This window comes from Streptomyces sp. 1331.2 (assembly GCF_900199205.1).
Classification (GTDB): Bacteria; Actinomycetota; Actinomycetes; order Streptomycetales; family Streptomycetaceae; genus Kitasatospora.
In genome coordinates this window covers 89,084-109,933 of sequence record NZ_OBMJ01000002.1, presented here as the reverse complement: position 1 = coordinate 109,933, position 20,850 = coordinate 89,084, and the positions used below count along the sequence as shown (strand labels likewise).

Sequence of the window (20,850 nt, the reverse complement as noted above, 5' to 3'; positions counted from 1 at the left end):
TTGGTCAGGCCTCGGGGCTGGGGCTGTCGGTGCCGTCGGTGCCGTCGGCGTCGGCCTGGTCGTCGTCGTTCTCGCGGGCCCGGCGCTCGCCGTCCTTCTGCAGGGTCCGGTGGTAGTCCTGCAGCCAGATCCGCTTGACCGTGCCGGAGCGGCGCCGCCAGTGGCAGAGGTCGATGAGCAGCTGCGCCCAGTCGATCTCCACGTCGCAGCCACGCAGTTGACGGACGGCGCCGGGCAGGTGGCGGTGCAGGCCGTCGACGCTCTGGCGCGTCAGCAGGTTGAGGCGGGTCTCGGCGGAGGCCTCGCGCAGGCCGCCCCCCTGGCCTCCCTTGAGGACGCCGTCGGCGAAGGCGTGGCCGAGGCTGCGCGGGGGGACGCGCTTGGCGGTGGGGGGTTCCGTGGCCTCCGTTCCTTCCGGCTGTGCGTCCGTTGGTGGCTGCTCGGCCTCGTCCTTCGGCTGCTGCTCCTTCTTCGCCGTCGCGGCCTTCGCGGCGGCGTACTGGTCGCGGCGCTGCGCGGCGATCAGCGAGGCGACGGTGTAGAAGGCGCGCTGGATGTCGCGGCTGCGGGTCTGGTCGTCGGTGAGCCAGGACGCCACGAAGCGGTGCATGAACGGCACGGCGTCCAGGTCCTTTCCCACCCCGCGGCGCAGGGCGGCGCGTACACCGGGGTCGTCATGGCTGCGCTGGTCGATCCTGGCGGTGAAGGCGCGTGCCCGTCCCAGCGAAGGGATCAGCTTGGGCTCCAGGACGGATTCCTTCGACGGGCGGACCGCGTCGTCGGCCGCCTTGGCGGGCCCTGGGATGGCGGTCGTGGTGCTCACTTGTCCTCCGTGCTGATGGTGCGGCTCCCGGTGCCGCCGGTCTTGGCGGGGCTCTTCACCGGGCCGCCGTACAGCTCGATGCGGGCGGTGGTGCAGGCCTTGGCTCCGCGCATGGTGCCCAGGGCGCCGTAGGTGACGGTGTCGTAGGCCTGTTCGGCGAGGACGCGGAACGCCGCGGCGGCACCGTCGAAGTCACGGTCGTCGAGGCGTTTCCAGAACTCGGCCTCGGCGGCGGGCCAGTAGCGGGCCGCGGCGTCGACGGCCCAGGTGCAGTCGCGGATCTTGGGAGCGTCGGTGAAGGCCGCCCAGGCCCGCTTGACGGCCCGGTCGAGCCGGTTGCCGTACCTCTCCCCCAAGACGCGCAGGCGTCCGATCTCGACGGCGACCGACGCTCCCTCCTCCCCTTCCACGAGGCCGAGCACGGGTGGGGTCATGGCGTCGACGAACTGGACATCCTTGGCCTGGCCGTCTTGCTCGAAGCCGAGCGCGTGGACGCGCAGTTCCTCCGAGACCTCGGGTGCGGTGGCGAAGACGGTGGGACGCTGCGGCTTCGCACTTCCGGCAGGGTCCTTCAACAGCAGTGCGTCCAGGTCGCGCCAGAGTGCCCGGTGCGAGTCGGCGGGGCGCGGATAGAGGTTGCCCTCCTTGCTGGTCTGCCAGATCACGTACGGGTCGCCCTCGCGGGAGATCTTGAACTGGTTCGCCCAGGTGATGAACGCGTCCTTGACGTGACCGCCGGTGGCGTCGGGCACGAGCAGCAGTGCGTGCTGGGAGCGGGCCGTGAGTGCGGAGCACGGCCCTTTCAACGGCGGCGGGGCAGCCACCGGGTCGGGTAGCTCCTCGCGTTCCCACGGGCAGAGGTCAGTCTTGCTGCTGACCTCCCGGCCGGGCTCGGGCAGTCCGGCCAGCAGGGTCTGGAAGAGGCTCGCGCCTTCGGGGTGGTAGGACAGCGTGCTGCGCAGCGGGCCCGCCTTGCTGCCGGCTTCCTTGGTGCTGCCGACCGTCCGGCTGGAGCATCGGCCGGAGGGGCCGTAGTAGTGCCAGACCAGCAGGTGCAGCACGGCCTGGCCGGGGGTGGGCAGCTCGGGGGCGGTGCTGTTGACGTGGGTGAACCAGGAGTGGTTGTTGCCCGAGGGCCGGGTGGTGACGAGCTTGTCGACGCCGGCGGTGTTGGCGGGGTCGCACTGGGCGGCCAGCCTCGGGTCCTGGAGGAAGGGGCGCTCAGGGTCGAACAGGTCGAACCGGTGGTGGCTGCGCTCGACGAACGCTGCGACCTGGTCCGGGTCGAAACACCCCTGGTCGACCAGGTCGAAACGGCGATCCGACCAACGGCCGGGACCGGCCTCGTCGAGCCCCGTCATGCGGGCGGTGACCGCGTACAGGACGCGGTACAGCGCAGAGAGTGCCGGCGGGATGGCGATCGCGATCTGTTCGATCTCGTGTGCGCGCAGCAGGAGTTCGCGCAGGCCGACCTCGGGCGGGTAGCCGTCGCTGTGGAGGTCGCTGCTCTCCTCCTCGGGAGGGATCCACCGGACGGGGATCCATGGCTCGTCGAAGAGGTTGTAGGCAGGTGGTGTGGGCGCTGCGGGCGGTACGGGCAGTGCGGGTGACATGCGGCCTCCGGCGAGGCGGGTACGGGTGTGAGTTCGGGTGCGGGTGATCACGGGGTGGGTAGGCTCTGCGCGTCCCCGCGAACGAGCGGGGGTGAGCCGTACGGCACTTAGCGAAGCAGCCGCGTCGGCAGTCCTGTCCCCGCGCAAGCGGGGGTCTCGCTGGTCCCGGGCGGGCAACAATCCGTCCGGGGTCGGCGCATCCAACGTAGCGTCAAGTACGGTACTTAAAGCATCAGTTCTCCGAAATTCCCACCTTCGAGTACATGAGTTGCCGCTCCCCCAGTCGGCCCGTCCACTGGTCACCGTCGCGGCGCATGCACAGCAGCGCCAGGTCGGCGAGCAGGGGCCGGTCGTTCCAGGTCTTCGGCACGGCGTTCTCGTCGGTGCGTCCGGCGAGCCAGCGGCCGGGCAGCGGCACGGTGTGCCGCATGATCAGCGCGATGTCCTCGCGGCTCAAGGCGGCGGCCTTGGGCAGCGGCAGGGCACGGTCGGGGGCGAGGCTCCACCCGTCCTCCCGTTCGAAGACGCACACGGCACGGCCGCTGTCCGCCCCGAGGCGGGTGGTCAACAGATCGTCCGGAACGGCGAAGCCGCGCCCGCTGATCGGGCTCAGGTCGTCGAGCACGTCATACGGCGGGTCGATGCCGGTGATCTTCGCCAGCTGTCCCTCGGCCACGTCCGAGGCGATCCGCTCGGCATCCAACCGGTCGAGCTCCTCCGCGGCGGCCTTCGCCAGGTCGGCTCCGAAGTCGTCGGCGTAGACCTCGTCCACGAGCCGCTGGACGTCCCCCGGGACCTCGATCGCACCGCGGGACTGCTTCCCGAGCAGGAGGCTGGTACGGCGCAGCAGGGAGGCGTCGTAGACGGTGCCCCAGGAGCGGGGCGCGGCCACGCGGCCCTTGTCGTCGAGCGGTTCCAGCACGATCATGTGCGGCTCGGTGACCCGGCCGGTCCAGGCGGGGCGGTTGGGGCGCTCGTGGCGCTTGCCGCGGCCGGCCCGCTGCAGGAGCTGCGCCAGCGGGGCGAGGTCCGAGACGATCAGGTCGAAGTCGAGGTCGAGGGACTGCTCGACGATCTGGGTGGCCACCAGGATCGAACCCGCGCGCGGAGTCGCCGCCGCGGTGTCGTCCACCGGCTTCCCGTAGGCGGTCTCGCACTCAGTGGTGATGCGCTGCCGCTCGTGGGCGGGAAAACGGGAGTGGAGCAGCCGCAGGCCGCCCTCGCGCGCGGCGAGTTCGGGCAGGAGCGATTCCAGGTAGCGGTACGTGCGCTGGGCCTCGTCCACCGTGGTGCAGCAGACGAGGACGCAGCCGCCCTCGGTCGTGACCGGCGCGAGGATCTCGTGCAGGGCTTCCCGGCGCCCCTGCTTCCCGACTGGCTTCCCGACCTGCTTCCCAACTGGCTTCTCGGCGGCTTCCTGGCCCCGGACGTCCCAGTGCACCTGGCGGGTCTCCACGCGCAGGGTACGGGCCCGGCTGCTGCCGACCTCGCGCGGCTCCGACACCGCTCCGCCCGCCGCGTCCACGAAGAGCCAGCCCGGGTAGCAGGGCTCCACGGCGGTGGGTTCGAGGAAGCCCGCACCGCGCCGGTACGCGTCCACGAGCGACGACGCCGCCTTGCCCGTCAGCGTCGCCGACAGCAGCACGACCGGGGCACCGAACGCGCCGAGCCACTCCAGCATCCGCACCAGCAGGCTGTGCATCCACGGGCCGTAGGAGTGCGCCTCGTCCACCACCAGCACCTTGTTCGAGAGGCCGAACAGCCGCAGGAAGCCGTAGCGGACCGGCAGTACCCCGGTGAGCGCCTGGTCGATGGTCCCGTTGGCGAGCGGCGCGAGCAGGCCGCGCCGCCCGGTGCGCAGCCACCGGCCGGCCTCGGTGTCCGCAAGGACGGCCGTCCCGTCCGTCGCGCCCTCGCCGGGGGCGTAGTCCGGGCTGAGCCAGGCCATGCTGTGCAGCAGGGTGAGCGCACGGTCGCCCTCGACGTTCCGCTCCGCGAACGCGCGAACCCGGGTGAACATCGCGTCCGCCGTAGCCATCGTCGGCAGCGCGAAGTAGACCCCGGAGGCACCGGAGGCGCGCGCCATCAGGGACGCCGCGTGCAGTGCCGTCTCGGTCTTGCCGTCCCCGGTCGGGGCGGTGACCAACAGCAGCCCGGGCCCCTCCAGCACACCCGGCAGATGCGCGGCGACATCGGCCTGCAACTTGTTCGGGGCGAACGGGAACTGTCGGGAGAACTCCCTGTCCGGGAACGAGGCACGCCCGAGACCAGCCTCCCGCACCCACCCCGGCGCGGCCTCGGCGGCCACCCGGAAGTGCTCGGCGAGCTCCGCGTCCCCCGACTTCCAGTCCTCCCCCGGCATCCGCGGCTCGATGACGTCCACCTGGCTGGCCAGCCAGTCGGCCACCACGACCAGCCCCGCGACCACCACCGCCAGCTCACCGGGCAGCACGGACTCCAACGCCCGCCCGGCCCCGACCGTCCGACGAACCGCGTGCGCATGGGCGAGCCGCTGTTCCCGCCAGCCCGCGGCAGTACCGAGACCGGGCTGGTAGCCGGTGGGGTCGTTGATGTGCTGCACCTGCAACACCGGGGCGAAGCAGCCGTGGTGCCCGCCAAGCAACTGAGCGATCTGATGGGCCGGCGAGCTCCTGGGCGGCCTCCGGAGCGGATAGCCGCACTGCTTGAAGAACTCCACCAGCCCCCAGTGCGTCGCCGTCTCGTGCCTCAGGTACCCGCTGCGCCTCGCCGCCGGATTGTCCTCCGCGTACGCCGGCTCCCCCACCAGCTTCGCGAACTCCTCGGCGACCTGCTGCTGGAAGTGCATCGAGACCTTCCCGACGTCATGCAGCCCGGCCCACAGCATCACCACCTCCCGGGCCTCCCCCTCCGTACCGCCCACGACCCCAGCAATCCGCGCCCTCACGCGCTCGCCCAGCACCGCGTCCCACACGGCGCCCGCGACGGCGGCTGTGTCGAGGAGGTGACAGATCACGGGATACGGACCGGGCAGGCCGGCACTCTTTCCCCACATACGGGGATCCGGGTCCGCGGGTCCGATGTCGCCAACGGGCTTGCTGTCAGTCATGTCTGAAGATCTATCAGCTACCACTGACAAATCTGGTGGCCGCAGAATCAGGACCGACGGCGTGACAGAGCTCAGCTGCTGGGACCTCTGCACATCGCCCCAGGTCAACGGCACCCGAGGGCACGCTGGGGTAGTTCGTGTAACGATTCCGGCACCTTCGACCAGGTCGAACCACCCCGTAAGTTAGACCCTTTGAGCACCAAGCCACGTCGAGACGGCTTGCCCCCACGCGCACCCAGCAGCCGTCCACGCTCCCGGAGTTACGGAGCCGGGCACCGGGCGAACAATGGCATCATGTGAGTTGTTCCTTGACACCTCGACACCGAGCAGCGCATCAGCCGATGCATTCGGCATCAGCAGCATGGTCAAGAAGCGGCAAACCCCTCGCTGCGACGCAGGTCACGAAGCCTCCTCCCCGCACCCGCGGGGGTCAGCCGTCGACCAGGACGTCTACCCACCGGTCTTCGGCCTCCTCCCCGCACCCGCGGGGGTCAGCCGCGACGGTGGCACGGGCCCACGCTTCGGCGGCCTCCTCCCCGCCCCCGCGGGGGTCAGCCGCCTATCGGCTACGCCGCCCGAGGTTCGTTCAGCTCCTCCCCGCCCCCGCGGGGGTCAGCCGTTGACGATCACGAACAGGCGTTGAGCCTCTGCCTCCTCCCCGCCCCCGCGGGGGTCAGCCGCTTCACGAGAAGAGCCTTCGCCACGTCTCGGGCTCCTCCCCGCCCCCGCGGGGGTCAGCCGTCGTTGCGCTCCCCCGCCCATATGACGACTCCCTCCTCCCCGCCCCCGCGGGGGTCAGCCGGAGACGGACAGCGAGCGCGCCGCACCCCTGGTCTCCTCCCCGCCCCCGCGGGGGTCAGCAGGTCGGCCAGGCCATGGCATTCATCTTCTGAGACTCCTCCCCGCCCCCGCGGGGGTCAGCCGTACTCGGTGATGTAGATCGTTTTGCCGTGCAGCTCCTCCCCGCACCCGCGGGGGTCAGCCGCTCAGGGCACGCCGCGAGCGCCGCCGGACCGCCTCCTCCCCGCCCCCGCGGGGGTCAGCCGCTGCGCATCGAGGCCGGCTCCGGCGACGACGCCTCCTCCCCGCACCCGCGGGGGTCAGCCGTACTCGTCACAAATGCCCCGCCCGCTCACCTTCTCCTCCCCGCACCCGCGGGGGTCAGCCGTACTCGTCACAAATGCCCCGCCCGCTCACCTTCTCCTCCCCGCACCCGCGGGGGTCAGCCGCTGAGCCCGGTCTGATGCGCCAGCAGACCGCCCTCCTCCCCGCACCCGCGGGGGTCAGCCGTACATCCACGGCCAGCTGATCCGCAAGGGCAACTCCTCCCCGCACCCGCGGGGCTCAGCCGACCGGTCGGCACACCTCGATGCAGCGCGAGCGCTCCTCCCCGCACTCGCGGGGGTCAGCCGACGTCAGTGACGGCGGTGGCCGGCATCACCGGCTCCTCCCCGCACCCGCGGGAGTCAGCCGCCATGTCCACTCGTCAGCAGATCATCGACACCCTCCTCCCCGCCCCCGCGGGGGTCAGCCGTCGATCGCGTTCCACCTCGAACGCCAGCACCGCTCTTCCTCGCCCGCGGAGTCAGCCATGCACCGGTGCGGGGACAGTGCGCTCGGGGCGCTCCTCAAGGCGTAGGTGACCACGGGGGCTGTGGACGCGGGCCTACCGGGCTCTGTTCCGTGGTCGCGCTCGGAACGGCACCGGCGCTCACACGGGTACCAGACGGAATCGCCCCGGCAGTCACGCCGCTGGGCGGTCCTGCTACCGGTCGACCATCAGCTCAGCCGACTCGGTCAACGAGGTGACCGTCCAATCCGCTTCTGGCGCGCTGGTCACAAGGCCGATCGGACCGCGGCGGATGTGTGCGGTCCGCAGGCTGGGACAGTGCTGTTGGTACCCGGTTTGATGATCCGAATCGCCTCCCCCGGTCAGCGCACCGGCTTGGCCACGAGCGCCGTGCCTGTCCGGGTGCGCAGGTGCACTGCCCTACGGCCCGTGCGGTGGGTCGTCACCAGCCCCGCACCGCGCAGGGCGCCGAGGTGCTGGGAGACGGCGCTGCCGGTGACACCCAGGCGGGCGGCGAGGTCGGGGGTGCTCAGCGGTTCGCCGAGCTCGGCGAGCAGTGCGGCGCGGGTGCGGCCGAGGACGGCGGTGAGGCCGGCGGAGGTCGGGCGGGGCTGTTCCCAGAGCAGTCCGACGCCGGACGCCGGGTAGCGGATGGAGGCGGCGGTGCGCGGGGAGTAGTCGCCGATCACGTCCGGCCAGCCGAAGACGGACGGCATCAGCACCAGCCCGTGCCCGCCCGCCTCGACCGTCCACACCGCACCCGGGCGGCGGCGCCCGTGCACCACCAACTCGCCCTCGCGCCACACCACATCACCGTGCAACTGGGCGAAGAGCCCCTCCACTCCGCCGTCCACCAGCGCCACCGCGCGCCGGCCCAGGTCCGCCTCCAGCACGGCCCGCATCCGTCCCCAGTGCGGGGCCACCAGTCGGGCGTGGCAGCGCGTCAGCGCATCGGCGACCCGTTCCAACAGCACCGTCGGCCCCGGCAGCCTCGCGGCCCGGGCACCCAGCGCGGCGGCGCACTCCGCCACGACGTATGCCGGGTCCGTCGCCCGCAAGCCCGCCAACTCGGCCTCGAACGCCGGCAGGCGCTCCTGCGGCACCGGAAACAGGAACGACGGCAGGCAGCCTTCGAGCAGTGTCCGCAGCAACGGCAACTCCGACTCCCCAGCCAGCACCGGCTGCGCCTCGCACCCACGGCAGGTGCACCTCGTGCCCGCCGACACCGAGCGCCGCCCGCACTCCGAGCACCGTCTCGGCCAGCGGCGACACCGCGAGCCGTACCCGTGCCACCTCGGCCGCCGAGAGCCGGATCTCCACCGCCATGTCCGCCCCGCCCTCTGGTCGTTTAGCCGTGGCTGAACGATAGCCGGATCCGGCCGCCGGCCCACAGGCTGTCCGCCATGGATTTCTTCACCTCGTACGACGGAACCACGCTCGCCTTCCGCACCCTCGGCGACGGCCCGCCACTGATCTGCCTCCCCGGCGGCCCCGGCCGCGCAGCCGACTACCTCGGCGACCTGGGCGGCCTGTCCGCCCACCGCACCCTGATCCTGCCCGACACGCGCGGCACCGGCGGCTCGGCGATGCCCGCCGACCTGGCCACCTGCCGAGTCGACCGCCTGGTAGCCGACGTCGAGGCGCTGCGCCACCACCTCGGCCTGGACCGCGTGGACCTGCTCGGCCACTCCGCCGGCGGCAGCCTGGCCATGCTCTACGCCGCCGCCCACCCCGACCGGCTCACCAGCCTGACCCTGGTCACCCCCTCGTTCGCCGCCGTCGGGCTGCCCTCCGACACCGGCGTGGATGAGGTGATCGCCGCCCGCGCGGCCGAGCCCTGGCACGCGGAGGCCGTGACGGCACACCGGCACATGAAGACCGCGAACACCTTCGCCGAGGCCGCTCCGTACCGATTCGCCTTCGAGCCGCTGATGTACGGCCGCTGGGACGACGCCGCCCGCGCCCACGCCGCCGCCGACCCCGCCCAGCGTTCGCTCCCCGTCAGCGAGCACTACTACAAGGACTACACGCCCGACAGCCAGGAACTCCGGCGCCGCCTGGGCGCCCTACCCAGCCCGGTGCTGCTCCTCGCGGGCGAGGTGGACCTGTGGCCCACCGCCAAGTCCGCCGCCGATGCCGCGTCACTCTTCCCCGAGGCGAAGCTCGCCATCCAGCCGGGCGCCGGCCACTACCCGTGGCTGGACGACCCACAGGCGTTCACAGCGCAGGTAGAGGGCTTCCTTTCCGAAGTCAGCTGACAGCTCGCGCCGACCAGCGCGCTGCCACCGCGGCGCAACTTGTGTGATCACGCCGAGTCATGAATCTGACGGCGCAGCGGTTGGCCGAACCCTGCTGCTGCGCCAGGTGAAACGTTGATCTTCGACTGCGACCCGGTGGCGGCCTGGTGGGGCCTGACCTATGCGCCGTGACCATTCGTCAGCCTGCGCGTTGGGACCGAGGAGGATCTCCATGGCAGAAGGAAGGATCACTGTGCTGAGGCGCATGAGCCGGGTCGTGGTGGCGGTCGGGGTGCTGCTTGCGCTGGCCCCCGCAGGCCACGCAAGTGCAGCGGATGGGCAGAGGTTGCCCGACTTCTTCTGGAAGAACGGCGCGGAGGCCGCAGGCCCCGATACGTGCCCGAAGGGCTACTTCTGCCTGTATGCCGACCCCGACTTCAACTACACGACGAACGAGTGGGGCGGCTATGAGAAGCCGACGGGCGGCAACATGTTCGCCACTCGGGTGGCGGTTGCCAACCTCGGACAGGGCATGAACGATCGGGCCTCCTCCCTGGTCAACAACACCGGCAGGCCCATGCGGATCTATGAGGACGCGGACTACCGCGGTCACGAGCACCGAATCGGAACTGTCCGCAGCCACTTCCGCACACTGCGACCGGCTCCGTCCCACACCAGTAGCGAGCGGTACGGACCCGAGGTGGGCTTCGACTGGAACGACAAGATCAGTTCCGTGCGGGCCTGAAGCGCCCGGCACTGGCAGCATTCGGCACGTGAGCCCTGCCGGCTTCCGTTCAGGGAGCGGTCGCCGTCACCCTTCCCGAACGCCTAGGCACTCAGCGGTCCCGGACTCCCCGGCCTCCCCGCTCTGGCCGGACTCCCGATCTAGGACGTACCCGGCCGCGCTACCCCGGCCCAGACCAGGACCGTGGACCGGCCCTGGTCTGGGCCGGGGCGGTGTACCAGCCCCGATGTGCCCGCAGGTCGTTGACTTAGCGTGATCACACGACTTGTGCCAGAGCCCGATCTCGTGAACAAAGCCACACGCTCATCCCACGCCCGTGGGGGCAGCTGGTCTGACATCCGATGCGTCCTCAGGGCGAGTGCTCCTCCCCGTATCCCGCAGGGAACCGCAGGTGGCGGTCTCTGCCCGGGCCGCCACCGAGGGGCGGGTCAGTGGTGGACGGTGAGGTTGTCTGCGGGTGGGGGCGTGGTGGCGGTGTGGTCCTCGCCGGTGCTCAAACAGCCCAGCGGCGAGCCGGAGCAGCCGAGGACGGTTGCTGCGCTGGCGCCTCCGGCTCCGGCTCCGGCTCCGGCTCCGGCTCCGGCTCCGGCTCCGGCTCCGGCTCCGGCTCCGGCTCCGGCTCCGGCTCCGGCTCCGGCGACCAGGATCGTCCCGGTCAGTGCCGCGCCAGCGAGCGTCAGCGCGGACAGCTTCCTCAACCTTTGAACAGCCATGGTCAACTCCTTGTCAGTTGTCCGAACCCATCGGTCCGGTTGATCGTTGGACTAGACCTTTCCCGAGCGATCTCCTGGAAAACGTTCGACACTCTCAAGGACCGGCCATCCCAACCCGCTACCCCTGCGATGTCTTCAGCGCGTTTATCTTGTCTTTTATGTTCTCGGCCTTGGGTGCAAGAAGGCGTGCAACGACATTTCAGGACGGTACGAGCCGGTGGCGCTCCCCCAGGTCCGTGAAATCCCGTCACCCGCACAAGCCGGCCTGACCGCATGTCCGGATGACTGGAGAGGTGCACGACCACAACGAGGGCTCGCCCGAGTACCTGATCCAGGCGGGGACCATCCGTGACATCTACCTGGGCGGTGCCTCGCGCTCCTGCCGGCGTGGGCGCTCTGCTTCCCGCGATGCCGAGAGCGACGTGTTGGACGGGCTGGCTCGTCAGGTCCTGGATCAGTGGCGTGACGAGGCCAATGTCCGCGGGCTGTGGGACCGGGCACCGCTGGCGGTCCCGTGGGAGCTAGAGCAGAGTGAGCGGGTCGGGCTGGAGGAGTTGGTCGCAAGGTCCGGTCGGCTCGGTGCTCTCGGCGCCCCTCATGGACGGGCTCGCGGCAGCCGTGTACGGGACGAAGGGGTCCGATCCTCAGGAGCTGCTCGATGAGGAACGGCTGCCTACGGAGTCCCACATCAAGGGCCATCTCCTGGACGGGCTCATTACGGCGGTCTACTCCCGGGGGCCGTGGCCGTCCTACCTGCCCGGGGACGGGGGCCGCTGGACGTACGAGAACGCGGACAGGTACTGGCGAGCTTCCCGGTCGCAAAGCTGATCGCGGTTCTCGGCTCGTCGCCCGCTCTGCCCAGACTCGGTGTCCTCGGGAGCGTCCAGGTGCTCAGCGCAGTCACGTCCACGGCCGTCATCGCGTCCGCGCTCGGGAGGGTCCTCACGAGGCACCTGTTCAGCGGCTTCGGCGAACGCCGTCGGAGGCCGTCCGCCGGTGTCCGGGGCAGCATGCTCCTGGCGCTGGGGGCCATGGCGACGGCAGCTGTCGGCGTGGCCGTGCCTGGCAGCAGATCGGCGACGGTGTGTGTCTTCGTCCTCCCCGTGTTCTCCGGCGTGCTCCTGACGCGACCGGCGGAATTCGACGCGGGGATCAGGGCGAGACTGCTGCTGCGCGGCGAGCGGAGGATCGCTCTGGTCGAGGCCGCCGTGGTTGCACCGGTCATCGCCGTCACCTCGCTGGCGTTCTTCCACTGGCTCGACGGCGAACCTTGGCTCATCGCCGGAAGCCTCGTCATCGCCGGCTGCTGCTCGGCCGCCGTCCTGCTGGCCCTCAGCCGTTGGGGGCGCTGGACTGCCACACGTTTGCGTCTGGCTGTCCGCTCCTGTCTGCCGTGGGACGTCCTCGGCTTCCTTGAGGACGCCCGTCAGCCGGGCGTGCTGCGGCAGGTCGGCGGGGCCTACCAGTCGTGGTCTCACCGATGTCCTCGCGAGGGGCTCCGGGCCGACTGGCACCAGTCCTGGATGCTCTTGCTGAATCGGTGGCCCATGGCGTTCGGTGTGCTCGGTGTGGTCGGTCTGGATGCGCTCGCCCTAAGGGCGGTGGCGACGCGGCTGCGTATCGGCGCCGAGGCCGTCGAGCTGAACGAGGGCCGCAGGTTGCGGCTGCGGTGGGAGGACACAGCCGCGGTGCAGGTGCGCCGGATCCGTCCGCGTCACGCCAAGTGCCACTCCCCCGGGCTGAGCATTTCGTACTGCCTGGCGGTGAGTCCGAAGCCCGGCCGGGCGACGCCCGCGTTCCTGACGGACCAGGACGGTTGGGTGTGTGTCTGGGATCTGGGGCCCATCGAGGTGGTGCCGCTGGAGTTGGAGGAAGCGTTGTCGAGGTTCGCCAGCGACCTCTGGCGTCGCAAAAGCTGAGGCCGCGGAGCCGTTCCGGGCGGGTGATGGTGCGTCGGGCCGCCGCGGTCTGGCGGGGTGCTCGGAATTTTCCGCGGAAAATTCCGAGCACCCCCGAGCCCAGCCTGGCTCATGACCGGGTCCTCGTGGGCACTCCCCCACCGACCCACATGCGGACGGGCTCGCCGAGCACCGCGGCTCCTCGCGAGCCATTGCAGGAATTTTCCGCAGAAAATTCAAGGCTGTCGGCAGGCATCACAGGCTCTCGGGAGCACTCCCCCGCGTTCGACTGGCGGGCGCGCCGGTACCCGTGTGCAGGTCGGATCTGGGGCGAAGGCCCTCCGGAATTTTCTGCGGAAAATCGACGGATCGGCCGCTCCCCTGGCCCCTTAAGGCATCTGACCGTCGGCCATGTCGGCAGCGGCTGTGCCGTCCTCCTCCGGCCAGCGGCCCTCGATGTGGAGTTGGATGAGCGCGGCGTGGGAGAGCGGACTGGATGGATCGGCGACGTCCCCGTTGGTGGTGTAGTCCAGGAGGACGACGTCCTCCTTGCTCCGCAGCAGCTCGACCAGGTCAGCGACACGATGCTCAAGGATCCAGCGGTAAGCCGGCAGGTAGATCCGGCGTCGGGCCGTTTCGTAGGGCAGAAGCCGATCGCCGTGCAGCCCGGCGCGGTGGCCGAGGACGGGGCCGTATCGGCGCACCGTCCGCTTCAGGCCCACCATCGTGGTGACCGTGAGCTTCGCGGGGTCGACGTCGGAGTCCTGGAAGACCTTGAGGGCCTGCCAGATCCCCTCCACGGACTCGCTGCTTACTCCGTCGCTGTAGGGGACCGGGATACCGCCGTGCGGATAGAACGGGCTCAACCGGACCCACGGATCCGGGGCCTTCGAGGTCACGTCGATGATCTCCGCGCCGGGGAACGCGGCGGTCAGTGACGCCGGTGAACGGCGACGGCTGGCGATGCGGATCGACATGTGACGGCCCCTGTGTGCAATGACGTGAGGCGCTGATCATCCCCGATGCCACTGACAATCCCTCGCGAGCGGAGTGGTTCCAACGGCTCAGCCGACGTGGGGTTTGGCAACAGGCCTGCCGACATCCCCCGACTGGCTCGGCCCTCGGGTGAGATCTGCCGCCGCCTCGGGCGCGGCTCGTAGCCACGATCGGGGGTGACTCCACGCGCCGGATCGGCTGGGGCAGGGGTCCGGAATTTTCCGCGGAAAATTCGCGCCGACGCTACTCGTGCGGTCGGTCCGGAGGTTGCCCTGTGCCCAGCTCCCAGTTCAGGCTCACGGAGACCGGGCGACCGATGGCTGCCGCGGATCGGCGTTCCTGGATCAATCGCCGGTGCTGCCCCAGAAGCACAGCTCCGCTGGTCGGCCGTCGTCGCCGTGGACGATCGTGCAGCAGCCGGAACCGCGGCCGAACGGCGGGAACCACCCGTCACCGGCGCGTTCGACGGCCTGCCTGACGACCTCCCGCGAGGGCGTGGCCGTCCCGAACAGCTCGATGACCTCCGGTCCTTCGACCACCCTGACGTCGCCGTGTTCCTCCGTGTCGGAGTCGCAGCGGACCACGCGGTCGACATCGAGCACCGAGTGTGCAGCCTCCTCCTCCAGCCAGCCGCTCTCCATCAATGCGCCCAAGGTCCCGACGCCTTCGTCCCGGTAGTACTCGGCATCGCGCGAGAAGACCTCCTCACGCAGACCGTCCAGCGCGGCCTGCTCGCTCGCTTGAAAGGGTGTGAAGTACAGCCAGCCACTTGCTCCCATGCGGGTGACCATATCGAGGGCCTACGACAAGAGCCCGGGTCCGCAGCCACTCCCATGCAGCCCCCCTACGACGGGCTGGTGGGTGTCGGGGGCGGGCCGAGGCACCCGGCGTACCTCGCGGCCCCGGCCCGGGTCCGGCCGTGGAAGTGGCGGCGGATCGCGCAGAGAATTTTCTGCGGAAAATTCGGAGCGCGCCTGAGAGCGGCGCTTGAGATCTCGTTCACGGCCTACGGCAGATGGCATCGTTGGCCCACTGCTGTCGCAGGTAGCGCCTATGGTTCCGCCCATGAGCGTTCCCGAGGTCATCCCCATCAGACACGAGCCTGACTACCGCACGAGCACCATAGGGCGGTGGCAGGGCGGCCAGTTCTTCGCCTCGGTCACTGCGGCCTTCCCCGAGGGCTGGAGCGGCGACGACTGGCAGTCCCAGAAGCGTTGGTGCGCCGTGCTCCATCGGTTCGACGGGGCCGGTCGGCACCTGGACTCGCGCATCCAGTTCACCGGCACCACGGCGGACGGCGAGAAGAAGGCCATCGACGCGGCCCGGCTGCTGCTTGCCGAATGGCTGGACACTCTTCCGGAGCGGCAGTACCAGGACATCGCGATCGCGCCCTTCGAGGTCCGGTTCGAGGGATCCCTGTTCGGCCTGGTCGTGGAGGAGGACGCGGACGAGGAGGAGGATGAGGAGGAAGGCGACGGTGTGTGGGCCGAGTTCTATCCCGACGGCCTGGGCTTCAACGCGCCCTGGAACGGTTGCTACGACACCTGAGCAAACGGCTCCAGCAGCGCCCAGGGTCCGTCGGTCAGGTCCGACGGATCCGACGGATACCCGCCCTCAGAACCACTCACGCCAGGGTCTTCGCGGATACCGAGTCGCGCCTCATCGTTGACGGGCGCTCAGTGGGCGGTGATCAAGCCGCTACTGCCGGATCGGTCCACGATGCTTGCAGGAGCGGTTCCGGGTGGCCGGCCGCCGACGGCCGCGATCCGCAGCCGTCGGCCGCTGGGCTGGACTCCCAGTCCGTGCGTGGCCACCAAGGCGGGCAAGCAATCAGCTACGACGCGGGCACGGGGGTGCGCAGGCGCAAGCGGCACCTGTTGGTGGACATCGGCGGGGCTCGTGCTGAGGGCGGTCATGCACTGCGGCTCAGTCCAGAAAGACACGGGGCGAAGATCGTCCTTGCCGGCGAGGAGGTCGGATCAAGACGGGCCTATCAAGACCGAAACAGCCCGCCGCCGGGCGATCTCTACGACCGACCCTGCGGGTATCGGGGCGAGCCGAGGCACCTGGCGTACCTCGCAGCGCCGGGCCGGGTCCGGGTCCGGCTGTGGGCGTGGCCGCGATGCGCGCCGCGCAGAGAATTTTCTGCGGAAAATTCGGAGCCCCCGGCAGTCGTCTTCACGGGATGGCTGCAGGGCCGTACTGGCCTCCGTTCGACCCGAGTCAATGAGGGATCACCGGCTCTCCAGGCGCGGAATTTTCTGCGGAAAATCCGGGACCCTGCGGTGCGCCCCGATGGGATCAGCGGTGCAAGGCGTCCACCGTGTCCGCGCCGACTCGGTGGTCCTGAACCAGGACATGGCCAGGCCCTGGCGGCACGACGCAGTCCGGGTCATGCAGGTCCAGGTTCGCGAGGTGGTCCTTGCCGATGGCGGACAGGATGTCCGGCGCCAAGCTCGCCAAGCTCTGTTCCCCCGGGACTGCCGCAAAGAACTTCCGCGGATGTCGGCGGAGCTTGCGCCGAAGTCCGGACGGTCGATCGTGAGCTTGTCGTACGGGTGTTCCGCCATGACCCCGACGCTAATGCGGTGGCCTGACTCTCGAACCGGAAACGGTGACACTTCCCGCCGGCCGTCTGAGGGCACGGCTGCGTACGGAGCGGTGGAGCAGGCGGTCGGCGCCACTGCGCCGGACGAGGTCTAACTGGACTCACCAGGCTGGTCTGCCGTGGTCGCAGCGACTGCCCGGTTGGCGCAGGTCCGGCCCTCACCTCTCGTACGTCAAGAATTTTCCGCGGAAAATCGATGACTCGGCGGCCGGTACAGCCAACGGTTCCGGCTCCCCCAGCTGCTCCCCCAGCTGCTGGAGGATATCCAGCGAAAGGTAGCGCGACCGACCAGCGCGAGGTCGAGTACCGAAAGGCTGGCCAGATGTCCGAGCAAGCAGTGCGCCCGAGCAAGCTCTTGAGCGAGGGCGAGGTCCGTTTGTTGCGACGGGCCCTCGGCGAATGGGACGGGCCGGCGCGGTGCAGCGACCAGCTCGCCATCGGCATGGGGTTCGCGGACGCTGAGAATTTGCGCGATCAGTGCCACGTCCTGCGCGACGCTCTGGGCGACGATGTTCCGCTCAAGCCGGTCGATTGGGCGCGGACCCTTCTGGCCACGGAGATCGTCTTCGTCAGCGACCTCGCCGGCTCGGGCGTGGAATGGCCCACGACGACAGGAATCAGTGATGAGGCGACTCTCCGGATCCTGAGGGCGATCCAACGAAAGCTGGCCAGGACCGTGAGCCCCTACTACGGAAAGCATCCGAGCGCATAGCCGAGGCCGTCCGTCACCTCGACCCGACAGCCGTGCCGGCAGCAGTCCGGCTGTCGTCCGTGGGCCATCACTGACGATCCAGGCGATACCGGCGGGGCCCAGCGACACCGACCATGGCGTCCTGGGGCCTCCGACCTGACGTGCCGGTGGTGGGGGAGTCGGTTAGGAAGGGCTCCGGAATTTTCCGCGGAAAATCGTGTCGAGCCACGGCGGCCGGGGGAGTGGGTGCGGCACGGCTGATGCCGCCGAGCAGTGACCCCGGTTCGTCTCCGGCGACGCCCTCGTAGTGACCGCGAATCGGCTTCGGATTTTCCGCGGAAAATCCGGAGCCCGTGGAAGCCGTCTTCGAGGACTGGTCTCAGGCGGCCGTACCGCCCGCCCTCCGACCCATGGGTCCGAGCGTCCTACTGCTCTCCGAGGCTCGGAATTTTCCGCGGAAAATCCTCGGGTCGGAGCCTCGGGGCGGCGGCAGCAGGTGGTGGGGGAGTGGGCCGGGGCAGCCCCTGGAGCGGGGGCAGCGCCATCCGAGGCGCCCAGGGAAATCCGCTGGGCCTGCTGTGGAGCGGCCAGTACCGTACGGGCCTACGGGGACGAGCTCTGGGGGTGGCGTGATGCGGCCGGTGTTGCTGGTGGATGTGGACGGGCCGCTGAATCCGTATGCGGCGAAGCCGCACCGGCGGCCCGAGGGTTATGTGACGCACCGGCTGATGACGCCGCGGTGGGAGGCGGCTGAGCGGAGTCGGCTCGCTGCATGGGGGCTTCCCCACAAGGCCCCGAAGGCTCTGCGGGTCTGGCTCAATCCGGCGCACGGGCCCGCGCTCGCCGCGCTGCCGTTCGACCTGGTGTGGGCGACGACGTGGGAGGAGGAGGCCGATGCCTTCCTCGCGCCGCTCCTGGGGCTGCCCACGATGCCGTTCATCGCCTGGTCCGATCCGCGGCCCGAGCCCGAGGGCGGCGTGTTCTGGAAGACGCCGGAGATCACGGCCTGGGCGCAGGGCCGCCCGTTCGCCTGGGTGGACGACCACATCACGGAGGCGGACCGCAGCTGGGTGCAGGCCCACCACGGTGGTCCGGCGCTTCTTCACCATGTCGATCCGAAGGCCGGGCTGACGGCGGAGGACTTCGCGGTTCTGGCGGACTGGGCGCGTCGGCCGGCCTGACAGTCGCCGGACCGAGGCACCCCGGAGAACCGCCCCCTACTGGACCGGGCCGGCCACCGTTTCGATGGGCAGGAGCGGCCATTTCGGCTCCGGCCGGGTGAGGCTCGCCAGCTCCTCCGACGCTTCGGCACCGTCCCGGACGGCCGCGACGTAGGCCTTCGCGTCCGCCAGGGTCAGCTTCGGGGCCTGCTTGCGCACGTGGTTCATCGCGGCCACGACTCCGGCGGAACGGACGAGCTCACGAGCGGCGGCGGCCAGTGGGTCGGGCAGCCTGATGCCCTTGACCTCCAGGAGGTACTGCTCCTCCCAGCCCTCGTTCTCGAACCAGACGGCAGGCACGTAGTGGATGCTCCCGTCGTACAGGTCGACCAGGTAGTGGCCGCCGACGAAGCTTCCGCGGACGTGACGGGCGCGGGCCTGCTCCGCCGAGCGCCAGAAGACGAGCCAGCCGACCGTCCGCTCCTCCAGGTGGTAGATCTCCGGCGTGGGGGGAGACCCTGCCCATCGCCAGGTCGGCAGCTCTCTGGCCAGGTAGGTCTCGACGAGTTCGACGGCGCGTTCCTTGGAGATCACGGCCTCATCATTCACCACCGGTCAACCGGTTTCGCGGGTGTTCCGCTTCCTCCCGGGCGCCGAGGAGGAGGGAGCCGCGGCGCCAGTCGCTGGGTGCCTGGCGGGGCCGGGCGCGGATGGCTTCGGGGACGTCCCGGCAGCCCTCGCTGCTGAGCTGCGAGGGGTGCTGCGCGCCGAACTCCCGGGCGTACTTGCCGCAGCAGGGGAAGCGGTAGATGTCGGCGTAGCCGTCCCGGGCGCCTGTCGCCTGGACGTGTGCGGCGCGCTGGGGGTGCCACTTCTTGGCCTCGATCCGCAGCAGGGACCTCAGGTAGTCGGTCATCTGCCGGAACTCCTCGCGGTGGAACGGATGGACGGAGGCCTCGTGCTGCTCCCTGAGCCTGATCTCCGCAAGCAGGTACGGTTCGACGATCTCGCGCAGTTCGTCCAGCCTGGCGCGTTGGATCTCGGCGACCAGGCGGACCTCCTCCTCCTGCTCCCGGCCGGCGCGCAGGAAGGAGAGCACGACGTCGGGCAGGCGGCCTGCCTCGGCGGGCCTGCGCGCCGCCCACTCCTCGGCCTCCTGCAGGGCGCTGCCGCGCAGCAGGTGGCCGGCGGGTCGGCTCGCCGTGTGCCAGCGCCGGGCCGCGGCGGTCACCTGGGTGGCCATTCGGTACCAGCGGACGTCGTGCCGGAGGGCGTCCATCAGTAGCTGTAACGCGGCGGCTTCGTGCTGGGAGGCGGCTTCGTGCTGAGCGATCGCGTCGTGCTCGGCGACCGCTTCCGCTTCGGCGAAGCTGACCTTCACGTTGAGCGCCGCGAGCCGGGGTGGGATCTTCCGGTAGTCGACAGGCCGGAAGAGCACGGGGATCAGTCGCTTCCCGATGGCCTGGGTGAAGGCGATCTCCTCCTCGCAGACCCGGGAGCGCGCGGAGTCGGGGGAGACGACGAAGACGACGACATCCGCTGCGGTGATCATCTCTTCGACGCGGGTCCACCAGGCGTCTTCCGCCGAGATGCCCGTGTCGACGCCCAGTCGGTCGTCGGTCGACAGGTCGTAGTCGACGAGGAAGCCCTGTTCCTTCAAGCAGTCGGCGAGCCAGGAGACGAAGCGGGAGTCCCGGCGGGAGTAGGACACGAACACCCGGGTCTGCTGCCCGGAATCTCGTCGCACCAGGGGACCTCTCTCTCAGTCGCTGTCATCAGTCGCTGTCATCGGTCGCTGTGATCGGTCGCTGTGTCATCAGTCGCTGTGCGCTGCGGCGGCATCGATGACGTCGTATCCATGACATGGATCGCGGAAAGCGGCGGGCCTGTCAACAGGGCCCAGGGCAGGGCTCAGGGGTGGACCCGACGGCCGGCCTGGTGGACGGTCTCGGGCGTGGGTGGGCCCCCGGTTAGGCTGAAGCCGCACGTCAATGGCCGTGGGCGGCCGGGGAGGGTTCTGGACGGTGGAGAAGATGGGCGAGCTGGACGACCTGCGGGCGCGGCTGGCGGCGCTGGAGGCGGAGGTCGGTCGCCTGCGCGAGGAGTCCGCGTCGACGCGCGCAGGGGCGAGGGCGACGACGCCGGCAGTGACGGCAACAGCGACTGAAGCGACCGAAGCGCAGACAACAGCGGCCAAGAGGAGCAGGGCGAGCAAAGCGGCCGGACCGACGGCCAAAACGGCGGTCGAAACGGCAGTCGATCGGCGCAGTACGGGGGCGGGACCCGACGCCGGCGACCGTACCCGGGTGCCGGCCCCCGCCCCCGCGGACCGGGTCGAGCAGCCTCAGTCGCTGACCCACCTCGCCGATGCCATCGGGGTCATGGTCTCCGGACGCCAGGTCGGCCAGATCGACCAGGTCAGCCACGTCGGCCAGGTCCGCCGGGCCAACCAGAGCGACCGAAGCGACCGAAGCGACCCAACCCAGCAAGCCGAGCAGACCCAGGTACTGCGAATCCCCGCCCGGGCCCTGGAGGCCCGGACCATCAGCACGCCCGTCGCCGGGCACGGCCAGTTCCTGGAAAGCCTGCTGTCAGGTCAGGCCGTCCTCCCGGGGGAGCCGCACCGAGAGGGCTGGTAGGCACGCAACGCACTACGGCGGTGGGGTGCAGTCCGGGTTCGGACTGCACCCCACCGCCGTGTAGAGGCC

General features: G+C 70.4%; 15 protein-coding genes and 1 CRISPR repeat array. Of the genes, 7 read left to right on the top strand and 8 right to left on the bottom strand.

Annotated features, from left to right (window positions below; all coding sequences use genetic code 11):
* Positions 1–4: 4 nt before the first annotated feature.
* The 4 genes from casB to CRP52_RS33520 form a co-directional block, all read right to left on the bottom strand.
* Complete coding sequence (casB, locus tag CRP52_RS33535; protein ID WP_179853108.1) at positions 5–823, bottom strand: type I-E CRISPR-associated protein Cse2/CasB; 819 nt, start codon at positions 821–823, stop codon at positions 5–7.
* Positions 820–2,436, bottom strand: a complete 1,617-nt coding sequence (gene casA, locus CRP52_RS33530; protein ID WP_097240611.1) for a type I-E CRISPR-associated protein Cse1/CasA — start codon at positions 2,434–2,436, stop codon at positions 820–822. The genes casB and casA overlap by 4 nt, the downstream gene beginning before the upstream one ends.
* A gap of 232 nt (positions 2,437–2,668) precedes the next feature.
* Entirely contained in the window at positions 2,669–5,470 is a 2,802-nt protein-coding gene (locus CRP52_RS33525) for a CRISPR-associated helicase/endonuclease Cas3 (RefSeq protein ID WP_097240610.1), read from the bottom strand.
* A 462-nt stretch (positions 5,471–5,932) separates the two neighbouring features.
* A CRISPR array of direct repeats spans positions 5,933–7,058; the repeat unit is 29 nt; unit sequence CTCCTCCCCGCCCCCGCGGGGGTCAGCCG.
* A 398-nt stretch (positions 7,059–7,456) separates the two neighbouring features.
* A complete protein-coding gene (locus CRP52_RS33520; RefSeq protein ID WP_143685896.1) occupies positions 7,457–8,251 on the bottom strand; it encodes an ArsR/SmtB family transcription factor in 795 nt (264 codons plus the stop codon).
* A 246-nt stretch (positions 8,252–8,497) separates the two neighbouring features.
* Here CRP52_RS33520 and CRP52_RS33515 point away from each other — a divergent pair, with 246 nt between their 5' ends.
* From CRP52_RS33515 to CRP52_RS33495, 3 genes are all read left to right on the top strand, one after another.
* The gene (locus tag CRP52_RS33515) at positions 8,498–9,352 is read left to right on the top strand and encodes an alpha/beta fold hydrolase (protein WP_097240608.1); all 855 of its coding nucleotides are present in this window, start codon (positions 8,498–8,500) and stop codon (positions 9,350–9,352) included.
* A gap of 211 nt (positions 9,353–9,563) precedes the next feature.
* A complete protein-coding gene (locus CRP52_RS33510; RefSeq protein ID WP_179853107.1) occupies positions 9,564–10,076 on the top strand; it encodes a peptidase inhibitor family I36 protein in 513 nt (170 codons plus the stop codon).
* A gap of 1,600 nt (positions 10,077–11,676) precedes the next feature.
* A complete protein-coding gene (locus CRP52_RS33495) occupies positions 11,677–12,708 on the top strand; it encodes a hypothetical protein (protein WP_097240605.1) in 1,032 nt (343 codons plus the stop codon).
* Positions 12,709–13,076: 368 nt separating this feature from the next.
* Here CRP52_RS33495 and CRP52_RS33490 read toward each other — a convergent pair whose 3' ends face one another.
* Positions 13,077–13,664, bottom strand: coding sequence for a DUF6939 family protein (locus tag CRP52_RS33490; RefSeq protein ID WP_097240604.1), 588 nt, complete (start codon positions 13,662–13,664; stop codon positions 13,077–13,079).
* Positions 13,665–14,027: 363 nt separating this feature from the next.
* Positions 14,028–14,474: a hypothetical protein gene (locus CRP52_RS33485; RefSeq protein WP_097240603.1), complete on the bottom strand. Its 447-nt coding sequence runs from the start codon at positions 14,472–14,474 to the stop codon at positions 14,028–14,030.
* A 274-nt stretch (positions 14,475–14,748) separates the two neighbouring features.
* Here CRP52_RS33485 and CRP52_RS33480 point away from each other — a divergent pair, with 274 nt between their 5' ends.
* The 3 genes from CRP52_RS33480 (at position 14,749) to CRP52_RS33465 (ending at position 18,163) form a co-directional block, all read left to right on the top strand.
* Complete coding sequence (locus tag CRP52_RS33480) at positions 14,749–15,231, top strand: hypothetical protein (protein ID WP_097240873.1); 483 nt, start codon at positions 14,749–14,751, stop codon at positions 15,229–15,231.
* 1,382 nt (positions 15,232–16,613) lie between these two features.
* Positions 16,614–17,003, top strand: a complete 390-nt coding sequence (locus tag CRP52_RS33470; RefSeq protein ID WP_097240602.1) for a hypothetical protein — start codon at positions 16,614–16,616, stop codon at positions 17,001–17,003.
* 611 nt (positions 17,004–17,614) lie between these two features.
* Positions 17,615–18,163: an HAD domain-containing protein gene (locus CRP52_RS33465; RefSeq protein ID WP_097240872.1), complete on the top strand. Its 549-nt coding sequence runs from the start codon at positions 17,615–17,617 to the stop codon at positions 18,161–18,163.
* A 36-nt stretch (positions 18,164–18,199) separates the two neighbouring features.
* On the opposite strand, the gene CRP52_RS33460 is transcribed toward CRP52_RS33465, so the two are convergent.
* Together CRP52_RS33460 and CRP52_RS33455 are read right to left on the bottom strand one after the other, a co-directional pair.
* Positions 18,200–18,736 (bottom strand): hypothetical protein, encoded by a 537-nt coding sequence (locus CRP52_RS33460; RefSeq protein ID WP_097240601.1) that lies wholly within the window; start codon positions 18,734–18,736, stop codon positions 18,200–18,202.
* 7 nt (positions 18,737–18,743) lie between these two features.
* On the bottom strand, positions 18,744–19,889 hold the full coding sequence (locus CRP52_RS33455; protein ID WP_179853106.1) for a toll/interleukin-1 receptor domain-containing protein: 1,146 nt from the start codon (positions 19,887–19,889) through the stop codon (positions 18,744–18,746).
* Positions 19,890–20,175: 286 nt separating this feature from the next.
* Between CRP52_RS33455 and CRP52_RS33450 the strand changes: the two genes are divergently transcribed.
* The gene (locus CRP52_RS33450) at positions 20,176–20,781 is read left to right on the top strand and encodes a hypothetical protein (RefSeq protein WP_143685895.1); all 606 of its coding nucleotides are present in this window, start codon (positions 20,176–20,178) and stop codon (positions 20,779–20,781) included.
* Positions 20,782–20,850: the final 69 nt, after the last annotated feature.